Annotated in this window: 19 protein-coding genes; 18 read left to right on the top strand and 1 reads right to left on the bottom strand. The window is 64.3% G+C overall.

The window, feature by feature from the left end:
* Positions 1 to 140 precede the first annotated feature (140 nt).
* From ACO06P_RS03525 to ACO06P_RS03490, 8 genes are all read left to right on the top strand, one after another.
* Positions 141 to 581, top strand: a complete 441-nt coding sequence (locus ACO06P_RS03525; protein ID WP_420348626.1) for a hypothetical protein — start codon at positions 141 to 143, stop codon at positions 579 to 581.
* Positions 582 to 750: 169 nt separating this feature from the next.
* Positions 751 to 2,418 carry a portal protein gene (locus ACO06P_RS03520; protein WP_420348625.1) on the top strand — a complete coding sequence of 556 codons (1,668 nt, stop codon included), beginning with the start codon at positions 751 to 753 and terminating at the stop codon, positions 2,416 to 2,418.
* Positions 2,418 to 2,777 carry a hypothetical protein gene (locus ACO06P_RS03515; RefSeq protein ID WP_420348624.1) on the top strand — a complete coding sequence of 120 codons (360 nt, stop codon included), beginning with the start codon at positions 2,418 to 2,420 and terminating at the stop codon, positions 2,775 to 2,777. The genes ACO06P_RS03520 and ACO06P_RS03515 overlap by 1 nt, the downstream gene beginning before the upstream one ends.
* A 1-nt stretch (position 2,778) precedes the next feature.
* On the top strand, positions 2,779 to 4,290 hold the full coding sequence (locus ACO06P_RS03510) for a hypothetical protein (RefSeq protein ID WP_420348623.1): 1,512 nt from the start codon (positions 2,779 to 2,781) through the stop codon (positions 4,288 to 4,290).
* 946 nt (positions 4,291 to 5,236) lie between these two features.
* Positions 5,237 to 5,692 carry a hypothetical protein gene (locus ACO06P_RS03505; protein WP_420348622.1) on the top strand — a complete coding sequence of 152 codons (456 nt, stop codon included), beginning with the start codon at positions 5,237 to 5,239 and terminating at the stop codon, positions 5,690 to 5,692.
* Between the two features lie 316 nt (positions 5,693 to 6,008).
* Positions 6,009 to 6,440 carry a hypothetical protein gene (locus ACO06P_RS03500; protein ID WP_420348621.1) on the top strand — a complete coding sequence of 144 codons (432 nt, stop codon included), beginning with the start codon at positions 6,009 to 6,011 and terminating at the stop codon, positions 6,438 to 6,440.
* 68 nt (positions 6,441 to 6,508) lie between these two features.
* On the top strand, positions 6,509 to 7,060 hold the full coding sequence (locus tag ACO06P_RS03495; RefSeq protein ID WP_420348620.1) for a hypothetical protein: 552 nt from the start codon (positions 6,509 to 6,511) through the stop codon (positions 7,058 to 7,060).
* A gap of 518 nt (positions 7,061 to 7,578) precedes the next feature.
* The gene (locus tag ACO06P_RS03490) at positions 7,579 to 9,570 is read left to right on the top strand and encodes a hypothetical protein (RefSeq protein WP_420348619.1); all 1,992 of its coding nucleotides are present in this window, start codon (positions 7,579 to 7,581) and stop codon (positions 9,568 to 9,570) included.
* A gap of 672 nt (positions 9,571 to 10,242) precedes the next feature.
* Here ACO06P_RS03490 and ACO06P_RS03485 read toward each other — a convergent pair.
* Entirely contained in the window at positions 10,243 to 10,659 is a 417-nt protein-coding gene (locus tag ACO06P_RS03485; RefSeq protein WP_420348618.1) for a GNAT family N-acetyltransferase, read from the bottom strand.
* A gap of 261 nt (positions 10,660 to 10,920) precedes the next feature.
* Here ACO06P_RS03485 and ACO06P_RS03480 point away from each other — a divergent pair, with 261 nt between their 5' ends.
* From ACO06P_RS03480 to ACO06P_RS03435, 10 genes are all read left to right on the top strand, one after another.
* The gene (locus ACO06P_RS03480) at positions 10,921 to 11,787 is read left to right on the top strand and encodes a hypothetical protein (protein ID WP_420348617.1); all 867 of its coding nucleotides are present in this window, start codon (positions 10,921 to 10,923) and stop codon (positions 11,785 to 11,787) included.
* 84 nt (positions 11,788 to 11,871) lie between these two features.
* Entirely contained in the window at positions 11,872 to 12,522 is a 651-nt protein-coding gene (locus tag ACO06P_RS03475) for an SOUL family heme-binding protein (protein ID WP_420348616.1), read from the top strand.
* Positions 12,523 to 12,738: 216 nt separating this feature from the next.
* Positions 12,739 to 13,575: a phage capsid protein gene (locus ACO06P_RS03470; protein WP_420348615.1), complete on the top strand. Its 837-nt coding sequence runs from the start codon at positions 12,739 to 12,741 to the stop codon at positions 13,573 to 13,575.
* 13 nt (positions 13,576 to 13,588) lie between these two features.
* Positions 13,589 to 13,876 (top strand): hypothetical protein, encoded by a 288-nt coding sequence (locus ACO06P_RS03465; protein ID WP_420348614.1) that lies wholly within the window; start codon positions 13,589 to 13,591, stop codon positions 13,874 to 13,876.
* A gap of 112 nt (positions 13,877 to 13,988) precedes the next feature.
* On the top strand, positions 13,989 to 14,363 hold the full coding sequence (locus ACO06P_RS03460; protein WP_420348613.1) for a hypothetical protein: 375 nt from the start codon (positions 13,989 to 13,991) through the stop codon (positions 14,361 to 14,363).
* Positions 14,364 to 14,374: 11 nt separating this feature from the next.
* Positions 14,375 to 14,944: a hypothetical protein gene (locus ACO06P_RS03455; RefSeq protein ID WP_420348612.1), complete on the top strand. Its 570-nt coding sequence runs from the start codon at positions 14,375 to 14,377 to the stop codon at positions 14,942 to 14,944.
* Positions 14,945 to 14,947: 3 nt separating this feature from the next.
* Entirely contained in the window at positions 14,948 to 18,559 is a 3,612-nt protein-coding gene (locus ACO06P_RS03450; protein WP_420348611.1) for a ubiquitin-activating E1 FCCH domain-containing protein, read from the top strand.
* Complete coding sequence (locus tag ACO06P_RS03445; protein WP_420348610.1) at positions 18,559 to 19,008, top strand: hypothetical protein; 450 nt, start codon at positions 18,559 to 18,561, stop codon at positions 19,006 to 19,008. The genes ACO06P_RS03450 and ACO06P_RS03445 overlap by 1 nt, the downstream gene beginning before the upstream one ends.
* Complete coding sequence (locus ACO06P_RS03440) at positions 18,978 to 19,445, top strand: hypothetical protein (protein WP_420348609.1); 468 nt, start codon at positions 18,978 to 18,980, stop codon at positions 19,443 to 19,445. The genes ACO06P_RS03445 and ACO06P_RS03440 overlap by 31 nt, the downstream gene beginning before the upstream one ends.
* Positions 19,446 to 19,508: 63 nt before the next feature.
* Entirely contained in the window at positions 19,509 to 22,208 is a 2,700-nt protein-coding gene (locus ACO06P_RS03435; protein ID WP_420348608.1) for a hypothetical protein, read from the top strand.
* The last annotated feature ends 33 nt before the right edge of the window (positions 22,209 to 22,241 follow it).

The raw sequence follows: 22,241 nt of genomic DNA, 5'->3' as shown, positions 1-22,241 counted from the left end.
TGCGAGACGGCAGCGTGACGATGCCATCCCTCAGGCGATGCGGCCATATCAGAGCCGGTCACGCCATAGGCGCGCGGCCAGCTGCGGGCTTCATTCTCTTCCCGAACCTTCTTCTCCCTGAACGTCCGGAGGACCTGCCGATGCGGGCCATCGCCGTGTTTCACGACAAGGGCGCGGGCTTCTGGCCGCGGCTGTTCGGCCGCCCGGGCTTCCGCCACTGCTTCGTGGCGCTGAACGACGGCCGGGCCTGGCTGATCGCCGATCCCGCCAGCCGGGGGACGGAGATCAGCGCCGAGGTCGCAGCGGACTACGACCTAGCCGCCTTCTACCGGGATCAGGGCTTCACGGTGCTGGACTGCGCGACGGCGCCGCAGGCGCAGCCCTATCCGGTCTGGTTCTTCACCTGCGTCGAAGCGGTCAAGCGCATGCTGGGCCTGCGCGGCTGGTGGATCTGGACCCCCTATCAACTCTACCGCCATCTGGAGAAAACCCATGGGCAGCATCTTCAAACCCTCCAAGCCGAAGGCACCGCCGCCACCGCCCCCGCCGCCGCCCAAGCCGGAAGACCCGGCCATCAATGAGGCGCGGCGGAAGGAGCGGGAGGCGGCCAAGCGGCGCCGCGGCCGGGCCGCCACCATCCTGACCAGCGGGTTGGGCGACCCAAACCAGCCGCAGGTGCAGCAGCAGAAACTGCTCGGCTGATATCCCTCCAGCCACAAGCCAAGGCCCCCAACAAGACAGGACGCCTCCATGCCCCGCGAAATCGACGATCTGCTGGCGCGTCACAAGCGCCTGAAGGACCAGCGCCGCCTCTGGGAAAGCCACTGGCAGGAACTGGCCGAGGTGATGCTGCCGCGGCGCGCGGACTTCACCACCGAACACCTGGCCGGCGAGCGGCGGCGCGATCATCTCTTCGACGGCACGCCCATGCTGGCGCGCCGCGGCCTCTCCGCCGCCATCGACGGGCTGCTGAAGCCGAAGACCGCGCGCTGGTTCCGCATCAAGACCCGGGACGAGGACCTGGGCGAGGACGAAGCCGTGAAGCGCTGGCTGGAGATGGCGGAGGAGCGGCTCTACCGCGCGCTCTACGACCGCCGGGCGCGCTTCATCCAACGCTCCGGCGAGGTGGACGACGACCTGGTGACCTTCGGTACCGGCGTGCTCTTCGTCGGCGAGGGGCGGGACCTCAACCGGCTGCTGTTCCGCTCCTTCCATCTGAAGGACGTGGTGCTGGGGGAGAACGCGGACGGCGAGATCGACACGGTCTTCGTTACCCTGCGCCTGACCGCGCGGCAGGCGGCGCAGCGTTTCGGCGAAGCGGCGCTGGGCCGGGACACGCGCGAGGCCCTGAAGGACGGCGGCGAGGACAAGCCCTTCACCTTCCTGCAGGCGGTGATGCCGCGCCGGGGGCGCGACAGCCGGCGGCGCGACAACGCCAGCCTGCCCTTCGCCTCGGTGGTGATCGACGTGCAGTCGGAACACCGGGTGAGCGAAAGCGGCTATCACGAGTTTCCCTTCGCGGTGCCGCGCTGGGACACGGCGGCGGGGGAGGTCTACGGCCGCTCGCCTGGGATGATCGCCCTGCCGGATGCCAACACCTTGCAGCAGATGGGCAAGACCCTGCTGGTGGCCGGACACAAGGCGGTCGATCCGCCGCTGCTGGTGGGCGACGACTCGGTCTTCGGCACGCCCAAGACCTTTCCCGGCGGCATCACCACCTTCGACATGCAGGCGGCCCGCGACCTCGGCCGCATTCCCATCGAGCCGCTGCAGACCGGCTTCAACCTGCCGCTCGGCCGCGAGATGCAGAAGGATGCCCGCGACCAGATCTGGGCCGCCTTCTTCCGCAACGTGCTGCAGCTTCCCGTCGACGCGCCGCGCATGACGGCGACCGAGGTACTGGAGCGCAAGGAGGAGTTCATCCGCACCATCGGTCCGGTCTTCGGGCGGCTGGAGAGCGACTACATCGGCCAAGTGGTGGAGCGCAGCTTCAACATCCTGCTGCGGGCCGGCGCCTTTCCCGAAGCGCCGGAGATCCTGCAGGGGCGCGAAGTGGTCTTCGACTTCGCTTCACCCGTCGAGCAGGCGCGCCGCCAGATCGAGGCGGCGGGCGCCGCCCGCTCGGTGGAGTTGCTGGCCCCCTTCGTGCAGGCGGACCCGGGCATCCTCGACAACTTCGACGGCGATGCCATCGCCCGCGACACGCCGGAGATCTTCGGCATGCCGCAGCGCTGGTTGCGCCCCAAGGAGGCGGTCGAGAGCCTGCGCGAAGGCCGTCAGCAGGCGCAGTTGGGTGGGGCTCTGGTGCCCGGCGCTGAGTCGGGCGATGCGGCGGCAGGCGCCGGAGAGGCCGGCGGCATCGTGCAGGCCCTGGCCCAGGCGGCGGGTGGTCCTTCCGGTACCGGAGGGCCCGGTTAATGGGCTGGTTGCGGCGGAGGCCCAAGCCGCTTGGAGACCCGGACCCGGAGGCTTTCTTCGAGGACCTGCGCCGCGCTTCCCTGGGGGAGCGCTACACGGCGCTGGACCGCACCCGCGACTTCCGCGCCGTGTTCTTCGGCGAGTCGACGCCGCTGCAGGGCCGCCGGGTGCTCTGGCAGATCCTGGAGTGGTGCCGCCTGTTCCGCCCGGTGAGCGCGCCGGGCGATCCCCACGAGACCTACCGCCGCGACGGCGAGCGCAACATCGGCCTGAAAGTCTTCATGACCCTGAACGCCGAGCCGGAGCCTGCGCCGCTGACCGAGACCGCCGTCAACGAAGCGCCGGAAGAAAGAACCTGACATGACAAGAGAGGATCTGGACAACGCTGCGGGCGAAGCCACCCGCGGCGCGGGACCTGCTGCGCCGGCGCACCCTCAGCCGCGGCGCTCGATCTTCGACCTGCGTGCCGTCGCGCCGCTGGGGCCGGAGGAACAGCGGGTCAAGGAAGACGCCATGGCCCGCGCGCTGGTCTATGGCGCGGCGCCGGTGCGCGACCAGCGCGGCTGGGCGCTGGAAGTCGATTTCATCGAGGCCAACGGCGAGGCGGTCGAGCCCTGGAAACACGACCGGGAGCACAAGCGCCTCTACCGCCGCAGCCAGAAGCTGGCCAAGGCAGCGGGACAGCTCATCGGCCAGCCGGGAGACCGGGAGGAATGGGGCAAGCGTCTCGCACGGCAGTTTTACCGCGAGGGCTCCGACCCCGAGGGGGCGGTGCGCCGTGGGCTCTTCGAGGCCATCTGGCGCTTCGACCACGTCTACGACAGCTTCACGGTGCCGCGGCGTTACGGCCCGCATTACATTAAGACCGGGCGCATCGCCGCGGTGGCGGAGGAGGCGCGCCGCAAATGGCAGGCCGAGGGCCTGGCGCCCGCGGATGTGTTCTGGGTGCGCAACCGGCGCAACACCGGCCTCGTCCTCGTCACGCCGAACCCCGATACGAAGGCGCCGGCAGCCCCGGTGCTGGAAGACCTGCCCCCTGCAGAGACACCCGTACAAGACATCCTGAGCGGGCAGGGCGCCGAGACCGTCACCGGCCAGGCCGACATCGAAGAGGCCTTCGAGCCCTACTTTCCTGAAGGCGCCGATCGTGTTCCGGCGGAACACCTGGGGACGGACTTCGGCACGAAGCAGCCGGTGCGACTCAGCTATCCCGATCTTCCGCTTGCCAGCGATGTCGTTGCCTCGAAAACCCGTCTTGCCGACGGCTCTCTGGCGCCAGTGATCAACCTAGAAAAGGACCGCATCGCCAACATCCTGGCCGACGAACCCGCCGTCTTTGAGATCGCGGACTCTGCAACAGCAAGTGGCGAAGAGCCGATCCATGCTTTTCACGGCCATGGATATTGGGCCGTTTGGGTGCATCAAGACGCTATTGAGCATGAAGCAAAGCGACAGGGTGTCGATCCCGACTTGGTCAAGGCCATCGCGTACGTGGAGAATGCCCAGGGGGCATCTTACGGGCGCTTTTTTGAGACCTTTGGTGTCGCAGGGACGATCCTTCCGATGAACATCAATCCTGACATATGGGGCAAGCTGGGCGATGGCAGCAAGGAGTTTGAAGACCCACTTGTAAACGTACGGGCTGGCGTGACGCTCATTCGACGACTGCAAGAGCGAGTCGAGGACCAGACTGTTGCCAAGGTAGCCTCGCCGTACAAGTTCACGGGCATGGAAAACGTAAGCGATTACGGCGCGCGTGTTGCTGAGGTCTATAAAGAGCGTCTATGGGAGCAGCCGTCACCGGCCACAACGCCCAGAGTACGTAGGGCGATGCAGCGTCGCCGAGACAAAATGAAAAAGCGAATTCCCTGAGGCAAGGCGCATGACCATTGGTCTGTTGCAGCATTTGGAGTTTATCGAGAGCAAGCGGAACGCATGCCATGATTTCGCCCTCGTCTCATCGAACTTTCGTCACTGTGACGCAAGAACCTCTCTGTGCGAGTTGACACAATGCTGCGGCGGATGCCAGGGAGAGAATCGTGACAAGGTGGTCTATCGCACCCTTGTACCTAGCGGCGTTTCTCAGCTGGGGAGGAACCCTTCCTCAGCACTGCCCGATGGGAGATGCGCAGGCACTTGGGGTGCACACCATTTTGTCAGCTCCCTGCTATCTACTCGCCTTCGTGATATTAGTTAGAGCCCGCCTGGACACAGACGGACTTGCTCTTGCGCTGCCGCTCCTTGGGTTCATGGTTTGGCAGGCATACTGGGGGGTGCAGTTATTCAAGGTTACGAACATCGCCGGTCTGAGTCCCTGCGATTTCATAATGGAAGAGCCCCACGGCCCTGCCGACCGTAGTCGCTTGGCGTATGTCTTTGCGCCATACTACATAATCGTAAGCCTAGGTTCGCCGCTTGTAATTGCTCATGCACACTGGCGTTACCGCCGAGCCAGACAAACTAGCTAACCTCATTGGAAGAGCGTAGCTGAGCGAATGGGGCGCGCCGAAGTTTACAAAAATCGACTCTGGGAGCGTATTCCGGACAGGTTCGCTGATCCCGAAGGAAACAAGATGCGTATCAGGCAATCGTTCCTCAGACAAAGGCGAGAGCGCCGAGAGGCGCTCAAGAGGCGATTGGAGCAACGCTCACTAGGATCGAACTGATGGTAGCCTTCTGAGATACCTTTGCTTCGGCTTCTATGGGGTTTCCATGAAAGTTGCCCAGATTCTGCCATCTCCGGCCCCTAATGCTGACACGCCATCATCGCAGATTGTCCGTCTTGGTCGGTGGCATTGTTTGTTTCCTGAGGTGCTCCATGGCAGGCGCGGCTGTTTCGATGTTGCTCTACTTCGCCTGGGCTGTTTCCTGGCACCAAGTCTTCATCGACCACTGTCCGATGGGAGACGCACAGCCTCTGAAAATCGCAATTCTCTTGTCGGTCATCCCCTATGCGGTTGGGTTCATGTTGCTCGCGAGTGTACGGGTGGAAAAGTTTGGACTTGTGCTGGCCGCACCGCTCATCCCGATGATGGCATGGCAGGCCGTTTGGGGCTTTCGCTTGTTCTATATCGTTAACGTCGACGGATTAAGTGCCTGCACTCTGACAATGGGGATGCCCTTCGGCTCCGCATCGGACGATTGGCTGGAACAGATCGCAGGCACCTACTATATCCTTGTCAGCATGGGCTCCATTCTCGGCCTTCTCCACGCATATCGACGACTTCGTCAACATGAAGCTAGTCGCAACGCGGTCGCTCAAGTCTTTGATTAGACGGACTGTCGTAGCGGATTGCTGAACATGCCTTGCCCGATCCCGGACAGGTATACGAAACACGCGCATGGGAGAGAACGCCTCTGGGATTTGCTGATCCGGAACTCAACAAGACGCCAGCTCGAAAGGCATACCTGGAGGAATTTCATCGCCGCCGGGAAGAGCTGAAAAGGCATCTGGGCTCCGAAGTATCTGAGTGATCAGAAACAAAGCATCTCCCTAGAACCGCCTGATTGTCGTCACAGTTGGATAGCAAGAGAGGAGTGCTCGCCGTAAGGCTTGGCCGACAGAACAGCAGCCTAATGGGGTAGACACATTGGCAGCAGTTGGAATTGCTTTTTTGTACCTTGCTTGGTTCCTGTCCTGGTTTGGCACCTTTGCGACAACATGTACCGGCAGCGATCCGAAATCACTTGCAGGCGGCCTGGTTCTCTCTGTTGGTCCATACCTGGTATCTTTCGCTTGTCTTCGCTTTGCTAGAATCAACCCCCTTGGACTCATCGTAGCGCTGCCATTGATGCTCCTTCTGGTTCGCCAAGCCTATTGGGGAGCGCAGCTTTTCATCGTGGTGACCGTAAACGGGCGGAGCGCATGCAGCCACATGTTCGGTGAGGAGTTTGGGCCGTCGCAGGGCGGCTGGCTCGAGCAAGTTTATGCGCCGTACTATCTATTTGTTAGTCTGGGAGCGATTGCCGCGCTTGGTTATGCGCATTGGTGTCATTGGCAAGAACGCCAGAGCACCGCGTAAGCCATACATATCGCGGCGCCAGCAGCTCATCGTGGATACCGTTCAACTCGCCTCGATTTCGCCCTGAATTGATCGAACTTCTGACACTGCAGCGAAAGAAGCTGGCGGTTGGATTTCTTAGTACTCGTTGGGGGGATGTCAGCTTGGCAGCTTGGGTGATCCCGGTTCTGTATCTCGCTTGGGCTCTGAGCTGGGGTGGGACCTTTATGACGACCTGCACCATGGGAGATCCAAAGTCACTGGCTGGCGCCCTCATGTTTTCTTGGATTCCTTACGCAGCATCAATTGCGGTCCTGCTGGCTCGCCACCTAAAGCCCATTGGCCTCGTCATTGCTATGCCGCTGGTGCCTTTGATGCTTTGGCAAGCAGCTTGGGGTTTTGAGCTCTTCGTTTTGCTGAACATCAATGGACGCAATGCCTGCAATCTCATGATGGGTGAGGAGTTCGGAGAGGCAGACAGCGATTGGTTCGAGCTGCTGTACGCACCCTACTACATCTCCATGAGCCTCGCCTCGGTGTTTGCCATCGCCTATTCGCATTGGCGCTATCAGCGCACGCGCAAGAACCTCTCCGTGAGATCGGATGCGATGCCGCCGCGTGGGCCAGGGAGAGAACTGTGAGGAGGTGGTCCATTGCACCCTTATACCTGGCGGCGTTTCTCAGCTGGGGAGGAACTCTTCCTCAGCATTGCCCGATGGGGGATGCACAGGCACTTGGGGTGCACACTATCATATCAGCTCCCTGCTATCTTATTGCGTTTCTGATACTGGCGAGAGCCCGCTTGGACTCAGAGGGGGTTGCTCTTGCTCTGCCGCTTCTTGGGTTCATGGTTTGGCAGGCATACTGAGGGGTGCAGTTATTCAAGGTTGTGAACATCGCCGGTCTGAGTCCCTGTGATTTCATATTGAGGGACCCTCCCCACGGCTTTGCTGACGACTGGTTTTTGGACTATGCCTATGCACCGTATTACGTTTCGGTCAGCCTCCTTTCGCTGACCACGATTGCTTACGCGCACTGGCGTTACCGCCGGGCCCGTAGGAGCGGCATCTAGGCAGTGCTCAAGACTGAGCTGACAGCCTTCTGAGCCTTCTCCTTTGAAGGCGCTTTCTGGCCGCCGCCCTTCCGAACGGAGTTTTCCATGACAGACGACGCCTCCCCGGAGGCTGCCGGCGCGCGTGCCGGCGGCCCGCCCTCCGCTGCGCCTGCACCGCCGGAACGCCGCCGGCCCTCGATCTTCGACCTGCGTGCCGTCGCGCCGCTGGGGCCGGAGGAACAGCGGGTCAAGGAAGACGCCATGGCCCGTGCGCTGGTCTTCGGCGCGGCGCCGGTGCGCGACACGCGCGGCTGGGCGCTGGAAGTCGACTTCATCGAGGCCAACGGCGAGGCGGTGGAGCCCTGGAAACACGACCGCGAGCACAAGCGCCTCTACCGCCGCAGCCAGAAACTGGCCAAGGCGGCGGGACAGCTCATCGGCCAGCCCGGCGACCGGGAGGAGTGGGGCAAGCGCTTGGCGCGGCAGTTTTACCGCGAAGGCTCCGATCCCGAGGGCGCGGTGCGCCGCGGGCTCTTCGAGGCCATCTGGCGCTTCGACCACGTCTACGACAGCTTCACGGTGCCGCGCCGCTACGGTCCCCATTACATCAAGACCGGACGCATCGCCGCCGTGGCCGAGGAGGCGCGGCGCCGGTGGCAGGCCGAGGGCCTGGCGCCCGAAGATGTGTTCTGGGTGCGCAACCGGCGCAACACCGGCCTCGTCCTCGTCACCCCCAACCCCGATCCGAATGCGCCGGCGATGGCGGCTCCGGAAGATCTGGCGCCCGCCGAGGCGCCCGTGCAAGACATCCTGAGCGGGCAGGGCGCCGAGACGATCGTCGGCGACGCCGCCGCTTCCAGTGGTGGCGCTGCAGATCTCACAGGGACAGATCCGGCGCAGACATTCGACGCGCGGGATGCGGAGGCCAGCGCTTCAGCGGCAGACTCTTCGGAGGAGGAGACGCCGGATCAGGCCACCTTCGCACTCGATCCCGCCACCGAACTGGCGTTGCTGGAACAACTCGGCGTCGACATCGATGCGCCGAGCCTGCCGGGCTCCCGCCTGCACAGCCTGAAGGAAGCAGCGTTCGAGGAAATCGAACGCAAGACCAGCGCTGGCGGCCTGGGGCGCATCACCGACGCGTTCGAAGAGGAATGGCAGCGGCTGCAACGGCACGGCCTTCGCCGCTACATCCCGCCCGGCCTCCGCGACACCTATGACGCCCTGCCCAAAGGGCAGGACCTGGTCGAACTGGTCAAGGCAGTTGCCCCCGGCTCCGGAGAAGCGCAATCGCTGCTCGACTACAACGAGGCAGCCAACCGCTTTGTCGACAGCGTCGGCGCAGGGGACACGGCGGCTGCGCAGCAGGCCGCAGCCGACACGGTTATGGGGTTGGCCGGTGCCATCCCGCTGGGCGGGCCTGCCCTGCGCGGTACCCGCAGCCTCGAAGAGACCGCCAGAGCCAGCGGCGCGGCGAAGAAAGCAAAGCGTGTTCCGTCAAGACGGCCGCTGCAGGTGGTCTTGGAGAAGACGCCGGGGCGCAATGAGCAGGGCCGCCTGCGCCAGATCAGAGCTTTGGCGGCACGAGACCTGCCGCCCGGGTTCCTCGATCAGACGGCGGCACAGGCCATCGCCAAGACCCGCTTTCCGCCGCGCGACCCGCGCGAGAACGTACGGCGCGGCCTGGCCTCGGTCGACCTGGTGATCGAGCAGGCGCTGCGCGGCGAGGCGGGTGTGGTGGCGGAAGCCATGTTCCGCAAGGACGTCGGGCCGGTCGCGTTTCTCTTCGGCAAGGCCGGCGCTCCAGAGCGTCGTTATCGAGGGGGAAGCGGAATTTCCCATATCATCGCCAAGCACGGAACCGAAGTCATCGATGACCTGATCGAGACGATAGCAAAGGGAATTCAGATTGATGAGCGAGGAACTGGCACCGGGAAACGGGTTGTTCTGTTTCACCGCGGTCACGAAGCCATTCTGAGCCTATACAAGAATGGGGATCGCGAGACTTGGCTGCTCACCGGGTTCAAGACCGGTATCAGTGACATAAACTTCGATCTCAGCCAACTTCGCGGGCCGATCTTCTTCAATTGGAACTAGGGGAGAAGGTGTGCCTCGGTGAACCCAGGGAGGTTCGTACTCCGTTGGGCCTACGCACGATGGGCCTACGTTTGGTCGTCCCACCGTGGGAGCGAGGCACGATTAGAGTGTAGGGACTTCCCGGCTCGCATTCAAGGCACGCCGCGATCATACTTCGATGGTGACAGAAGACGACGTTAACCTCAGACAACTTCGCGGGCCGATGTTCTTCAATCCGAACTGAGGGGGATGAGGTGTGCCTCGGTGAACCCAGGGAGGTTCGTACTCCGTTGGGCCTACGCACGATGGGCCTACGTTTAGTCGTCCCACCGTGGGAGCGAGGCACGGTCAGAGTGTAGGAGCTTCATGGGCCGCATTCAAGGCGCTCGGCGATCAAACTTCGATGGTGACAGAAGACGACGTTAACCTCAGCCAACTTCGCGGGCCGATGTTCTTCAAACGGAACTAGGGGAGAAGGTGTGCCTCGGTGAACCCAGGGAGGTTCGTACTCCATTGGGCCTACGCACGATGGGCCTACGTCTTGTCGTCCCACCGTGGGAGCGAGGCACCGCTATAGGATAGGCAGTGGCGCAGTCCCCTTCAAGCGGGCTTCCACGCCCCGCACATGACGCGCAGCCAATAAAGCATGCCCGGCGATCCGCGTTCCCGCCCACCGATCTCGCGCCAGCAGCGTCAATAGAGATAGCGCAGGTGCCGCTCCCCGGCGATGGGACAGCGCTGGGCGACGCCGTTGAAGCGAAAGCCCAGGCGTTCCAGCCAGCGCCAGCTGGGCGCGTGGTCGGGATGGGCCTCCGCCAGGATCATGTCCAGGCCATAGTGGCGCTTCAGCTTCGGCAGGGCGCCCTTGACCATGCGGTGGAGCGTCGCCGGGCGGCCCCGCAGCAGCGAGGAGAGGAAGCCCCAGACCCGGGCCTGGCGCCCGTCGAGGATGAGCCCGAAGCAGCCGAGGACCCGGCCGTCCTCCACGAAGGTGAGCGCCGGGCCGCGGTCGCAGTAGGCCATGGCGAAGCGGCGCATGGGCTCGCGCAGGAGATCCGGCGGATCGATATCGGCGAGATGGCTGGGCTTGAAGAGAATGATTTCGAGCATCACCGCAGCCTCCGAAGCGGGGTCGGACAGTGGGTGGCGGAACCGTCGCTTGGTTTGGTCTTCATTGGTGTTCTCCCTCTTCGACGGATGTTTATCCCTCCCGATTTACTCTACTTAAGGTTGGCGTCCAAATAAGGCAAGACTATGGCTTAAACGAACATCAGTGGACGCCACTAAACGTTTGGGTTGTCGGACGGAGCGATCCCGCCCGGTCAGCCGGTCACCAAAACCCCTCGATCACTGCGAAAAGGAACGGACCCGATGACGGATAATCCGATGGCACTGGAAGCGGACGGCGGTTCCGCAGGCGAGACGGCGAACGGCGCCGATACGGGCGGCACTTGGCGCGACGCCATTGCCGAGCCGGAGCTGCGGCGCGTCGCCGAGAAGTTCACCTCGCCGCGCGATGTGGTGAAGTCCTACGCCGCGCTGCAGTCGCGGCTCGGCCGTTCGGTGGTGAAGCCGGGACCGGATGCCTCCGCGGAAGAACAGGCCGCCTACCGCCGGCAGTTGGGGGTGCCTGAAAACCCCGAGGGCTATCATCTCAGTCTGCCGGAGGGGTTGCCGGAAAGCCTGCGCCCCGATGCGGCGGGCGAGGCCCTGCAGCAGGATTTCGCCGCCGCGATGCACGAAGCGGGCGCCAGCAACGCGGTCGTGCAGAAGGCCCTGGACTGGTACTACGGGACCCTCGGTCAGACGGTCGAACAACAGGAACGCAGCTCCGTGGAGCGCCGCGCAGAGGCGGAGGCGAGCCTGCGCCATACCTGGGGGAGCGATCACGAACGCAACCTGACCTTTGCCCAACGCGCCGTGCGGGACTTCGGCGACGACGACTTCGTCACCTTGCTAGAGAACCAGCAGATCGACGGCGTGATGCTGGGCGACCACCCGGCCTTCGTGCGCGCCTTTGCCGCCATCGGCCGGCGCATGGGCGAGGACCAGCCGCTGAGCGGCGAGCCGCTGCCGGGCGAGGGGAGCCTGCAGTCCCGCATCGACAGCCTGCACGCCCTGCAGGACAGCGATCCGCGGCGCTACACCAGCCCGGCGGTCCAGCAGGAACTGCGCGATCTCTACGGCCGGCTCTATGGCAGCCAGCCCATCGTCGGCAGCGAAGGGCGGCGGCTGTAAGGGGAGCGGCTTTAAGAAGCACGAACCAAACCAAGCGCCGCCGCCGGCCGTATAAGCTGTATCTGAGATAGTTTCGGCGAGGCAATGCGGAAGGTCTGGAAAGTGTTCGGCTTCGTGGTTCTGGGCGGCGTCGGTCTGGCGGCCGCTGCGGTGGCGGGCTGGTGGTACACCACCAACAACGTCGAACAGCCGAAGTACGCCGTCGTCACGCGGGACGGTTCCATCGAGGTGCGCGACTACCCGGCGCTGATCGTGGCCGAGGTGGTGCGCGGCGGCGACCGCAGAGCCGCCGTGCGCGCCGGCTTCTCGCCCCTGGCCAATTACATCTTCGCCAAGGAGCGGGAAGGGCAATCGATCGCCATGACCGCGCCGGTCACCCAGAGGCGCGAGAGCATCGCCATGACGGCGCCCGTCACGCAGAGGCTGCAACCAGGCGCGGACGATCGCTGGGTCGTGCGCTTCATCATGCCCTCGGAATACGCGCTGGAGGATCTGCCGCTGCCGGCCTCAGCGGACGTCAGCCTGAAACCGGTCCCGCCGGCGCGCCGGGCGGCGATCCGCTTCTCCGGCGTGGCGACCGACGTCCTGATCGCCGAGCAGGAGGCCAGGCTGATGGCCTGGCTGGAGCGGCGCGGCCTGACCCCTCAGGGCAGCCCCACCTACGCCTACTACAACGATCCCTTCACGCCGGGCCCGCTGCGCCGCAACGAGGTCCTGGTCGATCTCGCCGACTAGGCAGACGAGCCCTCCGGCTTCCCTTGCCCGTCAGAGCGTCTTCTTTCTTTCCCCGGGATAACCCCTGAGGCCCCGCGGGGACTCCCTTAGCAATCCCAAGGCCCGAGGCCCGAAGCCGCGGCCCGCATGAAGCGGGGACCCGCGCGCTTACGGCTGCGCGGACAACCGACCGGAACGCTCACCACCCATCCACCTGATGCAAAGGAACGATGTGCGATGAGCACTTCCATCGATCTGTCCTTCGTGAAGCAATTCGAACGAGAGGTTCACGAAGCCTATCAGCGCCAGGGCTCGCTGCTGCGGGCCACGGTGCGCTCCAAGAACAACGTGAAGGGGGCCTCGACCACCTTCCAGAAAATCGGCAAGGGCGTGGCCTCCACCAAGGCGCGCCACGGCAAGGTGACGCCGATGAACGTCGACCACACGCCGATCGAATGCACGCTGCAGGACTTCTACGCCGGCGACTATGTCGACAAGCTCGACGAAGCCAAGATCAACCATGACGAACGCATGGTGATCGCCAACGCCGGCGCCTGGGGCCTGGGGCGCAAGACAGATGAGCTGATCATCGCCCAGGCGGATCAAACCACCTCCGCGGTCGGCAACTTCACCACCGGCCTGACGCGGACCTTGCTGCTGCAGGCGGTGGAGGCGCTGGACGACAACGACGTTCCGGACGACGGGATGCGTTGGGGCCTGCTTACCCCGCGGCAGTGGTCCATCGCGCTCACCATTCCGGAGTTCGCCAGCGCCGACTTCGTAGGCGACGATCTGCCGTTCATGCAGAGGAACCGCACCCGCTCCTGGCTGGGTGTGAACTGGATGCGGCATACCGGGCTGCCGGGCAAGAGCACGGCCAATGCGGTCTGCTTCACCTACCACAAGAACGCCCTGGGCCATGCCTCCGGCGCCGACGTCACCAGCGACATCACCTGGCAGGGCGACCGGGCGGCACACTTCGTCAACAACATGATGAGCCAGGGTGCCTGCCTGATCGATACGCAAGGCGTTGTCGAGATCCGCGTCGACGACACCGCGACCATTCCGGCCTAAGGAGACCTGAGAGATGGCATACAACGCAAAGCACCTGACGCTGATGGCCCATGGCGCGGGCCAGCAGTGGTGGGCCTATCGCACCACCGATACCCCCGCCACGGTGGACACCACCGGCTACTTCACCGGCGAGGCCGTGGGCATGCTGAAGGTCGGAGACCTGGTGTTCGTCCAGCAGGTCGACGATCCCGATAGTCCGGGCAGCGTCACGGCGTCGGGCTGGCACCTGGTGCTCTCGAACGACGGCAGCACCGTGGACATTTCCAACACCACGGTACTGACCACCGCCGACACCGACTGAGCGGTTCTCCGCCGCCCAGACTTCCGGGCGGTTCCCGGAGGTCTGCCTTTGGGGACGGGCTTCGGCCCGTCCCCTCTTTCTTCGAGCCTTTCCGCAACCCGGAGCGAACGAGATGCCAAGAGCCCTGTCCCAGAACCTCGAGACCATTGCCGCCCTGCACAGCTTCTGCATCTTCGGCTATCAGAGCGACGATCCGCTGACCGCGGTCACCCGCGACGATTACTTCCTCGGCTGTGCCTCGCGGCTGATGGCCAACGACATGATCCTGATCTGCGCCGATGCGGAGCAGCAGCCGGCCTGGGGCCTGTTTCTGGTCAGCGCTGTCGAGACCGACAGAGTGGTTCTGGAAAACGTGGCCGGCCTGGTGCCCGATACCATCAATGGGCTGACCTTCCTGCGCAGCGCATTGGTGCCGAGATCCACAGGGCCGCAGATCGGCACCGAGGAAGCCAAGAAACCGGCGCGCCGTGCGCGCAAGGCCGCCTGAGGAGCAGGCCGATGACCGACGTTACGGGACTTTGCAACAGTGCGCTGGCGAAGATCGGCGCCGCGCGCATCACCTCGCTGGAGGAGGGGAGCCGGAATGCGAACCTCTGCGCCACCCTCTATGAGCGCTGCCGCGACGACCTCCTGCGCGCCCACTCCTGGAACTTCGCCACGGCGCGGGCGAAGCTCGCCAAGAAAAGTGAGTCACCGGCCTTCGGCTACGCGGCGGCCTTCGCCCTACCTGCGGACTGGATCCGCAGCGTCGGAGCCTACGACAACGAGGCCGGCCTGGGGTCGCTGGAATTCAAAATCGAGGGCGAAGATCTGGTGACCGATGCCGAGGAGGTCTATCTGCGCTATGTCCGGCGCGTTGAGGACGTGACCTTCATGCCGGCGGATTTCCGCGAGGCGCTCGCTGCCTTGCTCGCGCGCGAGCTAGCGGTGCCCATTGCGCAGTCCAACACCCTGGAGGAAAAGCTCGAGGCGCGCTTTCGCACCCGTCTGAGGCGCGCGCGCACAACAGACGGGCTGGAAGACCGGGCCGACCCGCTGCCGCTGGGCGCCTGGGCGGGGGTGAGGTAAGCCATGCCCCGCGCCAATCCATTGCAAGCGGCCTTCAACGCTGGCGAAATCGGACCGCGCCTCGCCGCACGCGTCGATTTCGGCAAGTACCAGAATGCCGGTTCACGGGTCGAGAACCTGATCCCCTTACCGCAGGGCGGGCTGACCCGGCGCCCCGGAACCCGATATGTCGCGGCGGCCAGCAGTCATGAGAAGCGCCCACGTCTGCTGCCTTTCGAGTTTTCGACCGAGCAGGCCTATGTGCTGGAAGGCTGTGACGGTTGCTTCCGCTTTTTCCGTGACAAAGGACAGGTCGTCGTTTCCGAGACCGATGCAGCGATCAGCAATGGGACCTTCGACAGTGACATCACCGGTTGGGACGATCGCTCGACGGGTGCCGCCTCAATCGACCATGTCTTTCTTGGTGGCGACTCCATAGATCTCTTGCAGTTCGCGGAGATCAACAACCAAGGCTTTGGCGACGGCGTGTCTCCCAGGCTCAACGTCGGCCTGAAGTTCACCCCCGCGGCGTCCGGGAATATTGCGCGAGCCAGAGTCCAGGTGCCCAGCCTTGTTGCCGCGCTGACGGCGGCGGCCCGTCTCTATACCGACAACGCAGGCAGCCCGGGCGTCCAGGTCGGTAGCGACAGCGTGTCGTTGGCTCTCGATACGCCAGGCCTCTACACTTTCACCTGGACGACGCAGCCGGGTGTGACGGACAGCACCACATATTGGATGGTCTTGTCAGATGTATCGGCCCCCGGTCCCGGCAGCGTGAACCTCAGTCAGTGTGCAGATCGGGGGCCGGCTTTCTCCTCGGGCTTCAGCGATGTCATTACGAGCATTGCTGACGCTTCCGGCGGATTCTTCGGCGCCCGCGATCTTCGCATGAAGATCGATATCGAAACCGCCAACAGCAACGGTGCCTTAGCTCTGCTCGGCAATGGGAGCGACGTTGCGACTGCCGAGCAGGCCGTAGCCACCACCAACACGGGTCAGGAGCATGTGCTGCGATTCCGGGTTATCGGGGCGCCGGGGGATGCAATCAAGCTTCGCATCGGCAACACCAGCGAGGGGGATCAGTTTCTTGCCGATCTGGAACTGAAGACGGGCTTTCACAGCATCGCCTTCACGCCGGCGATGAGCCCGTTCTACGTCCAGTTCCGTAACAGCGCCAACAAAACGATCTACGTCGATGACGTGGCGCTGATCGGTTCAGGCGCGGGGTCGTCTGCGCCGCTGGAGTTGACGGTACCCTACGGCGAAGCGGATTACCGAACCCTGAAGTGGGCTCAGTCGGCGGACGTGATGTACTTTGCTCACCCCGACCATGCCCCGCACAAGCTGGAGCGCCGGGGAGGGACCACCTGGTCTTTGGTCGAGGTGGCCTTTCAAGACGGTCCCTTTGGTCTGGAGAACACGGATACGCAGAAAACGCTGCAACCGTCCTCCCTCAACAACGGCAACATCACAGCGGCCGGGCACGCCCCCTTCAAGGAGAGCGACGTCGGCCGCCTGGTGCGGATCAAGCACGGCAGCACCTGGGGCGTCGCGCAGATCACGGACGTCGTCTCGCCGGAAAGTGTCGCGGTTTCCCAGCTGCCTAATCGCAACTTCGGCGGCACCACCGCCTCCTCCGAGTGGCGGTTGGGAGCCTGGTCATCGGAGCAGGGCTATCCTTCGGTCGTCACCTTCTTCGAGCAACGGCTGGTCTGGGCTAATACCAGAAGCCAACCACAGACGTTTTGGATGTCTCAGTCCGGCGACCTGGAGAACATGCAGCCGGACAGCGAAGAGGGCGGTGCCATCGAGGTTCAGGATGATGACGCCTTGGATTTCACCATCGCAGCCGACCAGGTGAACGCCATCCGCTGGATGTCGCCGGGGCGGCAGCTGATCCTGGGGACCTCCGGCGGCGAGTGGTCGGTGACCTCCGACGGGCCGGTGCTGACTCCGTTGGATCTGACGGTGCGGCGCGAGTCCACCAACGGCAGCGCTAATACTCTGCCGGTGCGCATCAGCTCCATCGTGCTCTTCGTGCAGCGGGCCAAACGAAAGCTTCGCGAGTTCGTGTTCAGCTTCGAGACCGACGGATTCCGCACGCCAGACCTGACCATCCTGGCCGACCACATCTCCGAAAGCGGCATCCGCGAGGTCGCCTATCAGCAGGAACCGGACAGCCAGGTCCACTGTCTGCGCGAGGACGGGGTGCTGGCGACGCTCACCTATCGACGCGAGCAGGACGTGGTGGGCTGGTCGCGGCACATCCTGGGCGGGAGCTTTCAGGCCGGCGGTGCGGTGGTGGAGAGCATCACGACCATCCCGGGCAGCCAGGCGGCGGGCAGCGAGAATCGCGACGAGACCTGGGTTGCGGTGAAGCGCACCATCAACGGTGCGACGCGCCGCAGCATCGAGGCCTTCGAAGGTCCTTTCGAAGGACCGAACCCGGAGCGGTTCGACGACACGGCAGCCTACGACAAAGCGGTTCTGGCAGCTCAGAAGTGCGCCTTCTATGTCGATGGCGGGTTGGTTTTGGACAATTCGATACAGATTTCAGGTGCGAGCCTCGCACCCGCAGTGGTTGCTCAGGACAGTTTTGAACACTGGACTGGTAACGTGCCTGACGGGTGGGTCGTAGGAGGTACCGGAAACATCTCGCAGAGCACGGTCAACGTCACAGACGGTGTTTACAGTGTCCTTTTCTCCGGGCTTGTCGATCATATCTCACGCTCATTCGATGTTACAGATGTCGACACGCTGGAGGTTGATGCTGAAGGCACGGGCGCGACCTTTCAGGTTCGCGTTGATGGTGGGCTCGAATACAGCCAGTTGAATGCAAGTGGAACGCAGGTCGTTGATTTAAGTGGGTATACCGGTGTGGTTACCATTGAACTTCGCTGGGATGCCTTCTCGGGAGTTGCCGAATATGTGGATAAGCTTCGACTCCGTAACTCATCGATCATGGCGTTAGAGGTTACGGCGCCTGGGCATGGCCTCACTGATGGGGATCGCGTCGATTTCGACGGCTTACAAGGACTGACGGAGCTGAATGGGAACCGGTACGTGGTCGCAAACACCACGGACGACACCCTTGAGGTCGTGGGTGTGGATGCTTCGTTACTCGGTTCCTACAGCGGCGGCGGTCATCTGCGCAAGGCTGTCACCACGATTTCAGGTCTCGACCATCTTGAGGGGGAGACCGTGAAGATCCTGGGGGACGGCGCCATCCAGCCTGATGCGGTTGTTTCGGGCGGCCAAGTGACGCTCGACAGCGCTGTTTCCCAGGCAGTCGTGGGACTAGGCTACCGCCACGTTTTCCGGAGTCTGAAGCTAGCCTTTGGCGCCGCTGCCGGCACGGCGGTCGGCAAGGTGAAGCGGGTGCATGGCATCGTGCTGGTGCTGTTGCACAGCCTGGGCATCCGCATCGGACCGTCGATCGATAAGCTGGAAGCTATTCCCCTGCGCGAGGTGAAGGACGCCATGGACACCGCGGTGCCGCTGTTCACCGGCGAGCGCCATGTCAGCTTCGAAGGCGACTTCGAGCGCGATGCGCGGATCGTCATCTCCGATGATGCGCCGCTGCCCTTCACCCTTCTGGCCGCTGCGCCGGAGCTGAAGACCAACGAGCAGCTCTGATGGCCGAACCCCAGATCATTTCCTTCGTGCCGGCGCACCTGGCCGACATCGATCCTCCGGTGCTGGACCCCGCACAGATGCAGCGCTTCGCCTCAGCCTACCGCCCGACCGGGCCTGCTTTCACTCTGACGGAGGCGGGTCGGGCTCTGGGCTGCGCCGGGCTGGTGCTGGACGGGCGGACCGGGCGGGCCTGGGCCTTTCTGTCGAACGACCTGCGCCGCCGTCCGCAGCTTCTGCACCGCACCGTCAGCCGCGCCCTGCCGGCCCTCGTCGACCACTACGATCTGGAGCGGGTCACCGCCGAGGCGCACAAGGACTTCACTGCAGCGCGGCGCTGGCTGGAGCGGCTCGGCTTTCGCTTCGCCGGCTTAGCGCCGCGCTACGAGGGCACAACGGAAACTTACGCGAGGTATTGCCTATGGGCGGACTCCCAGAAATCGCTGCAATAGCCAGCCTGGCCGGTGCGGCCGTCGGGGCCGTCGGCTCCATCGCGCAAGGGCAGGCCCAGGCCGACGCCGCTGCCTTCAATGCTCAGGTCGCCCAGCAGCAGGCGGAGCGGGAGCGGCAGATCGCCGAGCGCGAGGCCGCTGACTTTCGTCGCCAGCAAAGCCGCATCCTGGCCGCCTCCCGGGCGCGTCGCGCGGGCTCCGGCGTCACCTTTCAGGGCTCCCCCCTGCTGGTGGACGAGGCGACGGCGGCGGAGATCGAACTCTCTGCCCAGAACATCCTGGCCGGCGGCGCGACGCGGGCATCGCGGCTGGAGCAACAAGCTGCGCTGGACCGTACCAATGCGCGCTCGGCGCGGACAGGCGGTGTTCTCGGTGCGGGTTCCACGCTGCTGACCGGGGTCGGGCGGACCGACCTCTCCGTTTTCGAGGAAGGCTAGGCCCGGGGCCCTTCGAGGCCCGTTCCAAACAGTCAGAATCCACTCAATCATGAGGCTCATGCGATGCCCCGAATTCCTTCCGTTTCCGATGTCCGGTCCGTTTCCGCAGGCGTGACCCGCGATCCCGGGGTGCGGGCGACGGCCGAAGACTTCGGCCTCGCGGCGGCACGCGGGCTTGCCGGGCTGGGCTTGGGGCTGGGTGACCTCGCAGCCGGCTTGGCGGAGCTGGAACGCAATCCACCGGAGGACGAAACCAAGGGCAGCGACGACCCGAAGCCGAAGGAGAAACAGGGCAACAAGACCGGCGGCAAAGGTCGCGACAGGGGCGGAGATGCCCGTGAGCCCGGCCACAGGAACACCGCCTTTGCCGGAGCGGCACCAAGGACCTTTGCCGGTGTGCCGGCCGTCATCGGCAGAACACAGGCTGCGGAAGGTGTCGTTGCCGCTATCGGGCATAAAGTCGCGATGCGCGGCCAGGGGAAGGAACTGAACCGAACCCAGGACTACGACGGCAGCTCGCCCGTGGATGTCGCGCGCCAGGCACAAGAGACAATTCGGGCAGAGGGGGAGCAGCGGCTAAAGGTCCTGGCGCCGGGGCAGCGGGCGGCGGCACGGGCGGCCGCCGAACCGGTCGAGCGGGCCCATGTGCTGCACAGCCTGCAGCTTGCGCAGAACCAGAAGGTGGCGGCGCTGGAGCAGGCGAAGGCGGAAACGCTTGCCGGGCTGAAGGCTCAAGCCGTCGACGATCCGGCGGCGGCGGAGATGCTGCTGGCCGAGGGCCTGGATTTGCTGCAGGGCCTCCATGAAGCCGGCGCCCTGACGGCCACGCAGTTGGACCGCGAGGGCACGGCCTTTCAGCGGGAGCTCTATACCGACATGCTGCGCGGCCAGCCGGCGGCGGCGGTGGTGACGGACCTGGAGGCGGGGCTCTACGACGCGGCCCTGGACGATCCGGCGCTAAAGGATCAGTTGTTGACGGAGACCCGCTGGCGACTGCAGAGCGAGACGGCGCAGGGGCAGGCCCATGCCCGGGCGCAGGTGGCGGCGGCGGAACAGGGCCGCCGGCCGCCGAAGGAACTGAGCGAGACCATGAATGCTCTGCTGGCGGCGGGGAACCTGGCGGATGTCGAGCTGGCGGTGGAGACGCGCCAGCGGGTGAACCGCGCGGTGGAGGGTCTGCGCTTTGCGCCGGAGGCCGACTTCGAAAGCGCCATCGACGCTCTGAGCCCGGCGGCGGAGGCGCCGGACCGGGCGGCGCGGCTGGAGATCCAGGAGGGCGTGCGGCGCGGCGGCGAGGCTCTGCTGGCGGCGCGGCGCGCGGACCCGGCGGCTTATGTGATGGACCAGCCGGCGGTGGCGGCGGCCTTTGCGGCGGTGCGGACGAACCCGGCCTTCCTGCCCTATGCGCTGGACGCTCGCCTGGCGGCGCAGGCGGCCCTTGGCCTGACGGCGGAGGAGCAGCGTCTGCTGAGCCGGGAGGAGGCGGCGTCGATGCGCCAGGGCCTGCAGTCCTTGCCGGCGGACCAGCAGGCGGCGGCGCTCTCCGCCCTGAGCGAGACCCAGGGCACGCGCAGCGGCCGCCTCGCGGCGGAATTGGAGGAGGCGGGACTAGCGGCGCCCCTGGCGGCCCAACTCGATGCCGGCGACAGTATCACTCCTGTGCGCCCCATCAGCGAAGCACCCGAGCCACCGCGCGCGGGTTTCGAAAGCGACATCATCGCGGAGACGGCACAGCTTCTGCTGGCCGAAGGGGAGGCGGCCCCTTTGCCACCGCGTCCCCTGCTCAAGCCGCGTAGAACGAATTCTGTACCCACTAGCGCCCAGTCTTCTGATGATGCGAGCGCCGCGCTTTCGACTTCGCAAGAAGAATCAAGGAGCGATGTGCGCCCTTCCGAACAACGATTGTTGAACAGATACCGTCCGCTCAGAAAAGAGAACTACGACGCGCTCGTTGATGGTCTCGACCCAGCAGAGGTGGCGAGCTTCGAGGAACACATCAACCGAGAAGCCGAGAGGGCCGGGGCAAGTTCAGAGATCGAAGATCTGGCGCGTCGCCTAGCGGCGCAGAATCTGCGTAACGGTTATCCCTTCGCCGATGCGCTCGCGCTTGCTTTGCGTGAAGTGGGAATAGAGGATCGGAATCTCCGAACTGGGAATGAACGGCCATTCATGAGGCTTGATGCGCGTGATCAGGTGGTCTCGTCAAACCCAGATGCTGCGCCATCGGAACACGCCGTCACTGAACCCAGTTTTGTTGCTTTGGGGGCAACTCGAAAGCTCGACGAGGATCTGATCACGCTTGGCATCACCCCAGCTTTGAGAGGCGATATCGCACGTGCTGAGGACGCCATCGTCGTGCGGGGGCTGATACGCAGAATAATGAATGTGCGTCAGGCCATTGCTGCCGGTGATCTTCAAGAGAAGGAAAGCCTCAAAAAAGAGATAGGAGCCCTTGAGGGCACCAATCAAAAGTTTCTCGTTGGGCAGCTTCAGGCCAAGGTCAACCGTGCGCTCGATCGCCCCGAAACCGTACCATGGGCGTTGACCGATGCGGAGGTCTACAGCGTTTACCGATCGCTGGGAGGGTCGGTCGAGGTGGCAGACTTTGTGGCGGACGTCGCGGAGGTGGCGGCGTTGGTCAATCCGTATGCCCTTCTAGTAGCCGCAATTGGAGAGCTCAGTGAGGCTCAACAGGACAGTCTTCGCAGTGCATATGAAGCGGAATTGTATCGTCGGGGGATCTTTACGAGGCCGAAATCATGACATTGGTCCAGACCTAGCAGCGCGCAGTTCGCT

Origin of the sequence: Pelagibius sp., assembly GCF_965227505.1 — a bacterium.
GTDB lineage: Bacteria > Pseudomonadota > Alphaproteobacteria > Kiloniellales > Kiloniellaceae > Pelagibius.
Note: the sequence above shows the minus strand (reverse complement) of the source record. Positions and strands in the feature narration are given on the sequence as shown.

Coding starts and splice junctions, on each gene's coding strand:
- ACO06P_RS03525 (WP_420348626.1), top strand. CDS start 141: ATGCGGGCCATCGCCGTGTTTCACGACAAGGGCGCGGGCTTCTGGCCG.
- ACO06P_RS03520 (WP_420348625.1), top strand. CDS start 751: ATGCCCCGCGAAATCGACGATCTGCTGGCGCGTCACAAGCGCCTGAAG.
- ACO06P_RS03515 (WP_420348624.1), top strand. CDS start 2,418: ATGGGCTGGTTGCGGCGGAGGCCCAAGCCGCTTGGAGACCCGGACCCG.
- ACO06P_RS03510 (WP_420348623.1), top strand. CDS start 2,779: ATGACAAGAGAGGATCTGGACAACGCTGCGGGCGAAGCCACCCGCGGC.
- ACO06P_RS03505 (WP_420348622.1), top strand. CDS start 5,237: ATGGCAGGCGCGGCTGTTTCGATGTTGCTCTACTTCGCCTGGGCTGTT.
- ACO06P_RS03490 (WP_420348619.1), top strand. CDS start 7,579: ATGACAGACGACGCCTCCCCGGAGGCTGCCGGCGCGCGTGCCGGCGGC.
- ACO06P_RS03485 (WP_420348618.1), bottom strand. CDS start 10,659: ATGCTCGAAATCATTCTCTTCAAGCCCAGCCATCTCGCCGATATCGAT.
- ACO06P_RS03480 (WP_420348617.1), top strand. CDS start 10,921: ATGACGGATAATCCGATGGCACTGGAAGCGGACGGCGGTTCCGCAGGC.
- ACO06P_RS03475 (WP_420348616.1), top strand. CDS start 11,872: ATGCGGAAGGTCTGGAAAGTGTTCGGCTTCGTGGTTCTGGGCGGCGTC.
- ACO06P_RS03470 (WP_420348615.1), top strand. CDS start 12,739: ATGAGCACTTCCATCGATCTGTCCTTCGTGAAGCAATTCGAACGAGAG.
- ACO06P_RS03465 (WP_420348614.1), top strand. CDS start 13,589: ATGGCATACAACGCAAAGCACCTGACGCTGATGGCCCATGGCGCGGGC.
- ACO06P_RS03460 (WP_420348613.1), top strand. CDS start 13,989: ATGCCAAGAGCCCTGTCCCAGAACCTCGAGACCATTGCCGCCCTGCAC.
- ACO06P_RS03455 (WP_420348612.1), top strand. CDS start 14,375: ATGACCGACGTTACGGGACTTTGCAACAGTGCGCTGGCGAAGATCGGC.
- ACO06P_RS03450 (WP_420348611.1), top strand. CDS start 14,948: ATGCCCCGCGCCAATCCATTGCAAGCGGCCTTCAACGCTGGCGAAATC.
- ACO06P_RS03445 (WP_420348610.1), top strand. CDS start 18,559: ATGGCCGAACCCCAGATCATTTCCTTCGTGCCGGCGCACCTGGCCGAC.
- ACO06P_RS03440 (WP_420348609.1), top strand. CDS start 18,978: ATGGGCGGACTCCCAGAAATCGCTGCAATAGCCAGCCTGGCCGGTGCG.
- ACO06P_RS03435 (WP_420348608.1), top strand. CDS start 19,509: ATGCCCCGAATTCCTTCCGTTTCCGATGTCCGGTCCGTTTCCGCAGGC.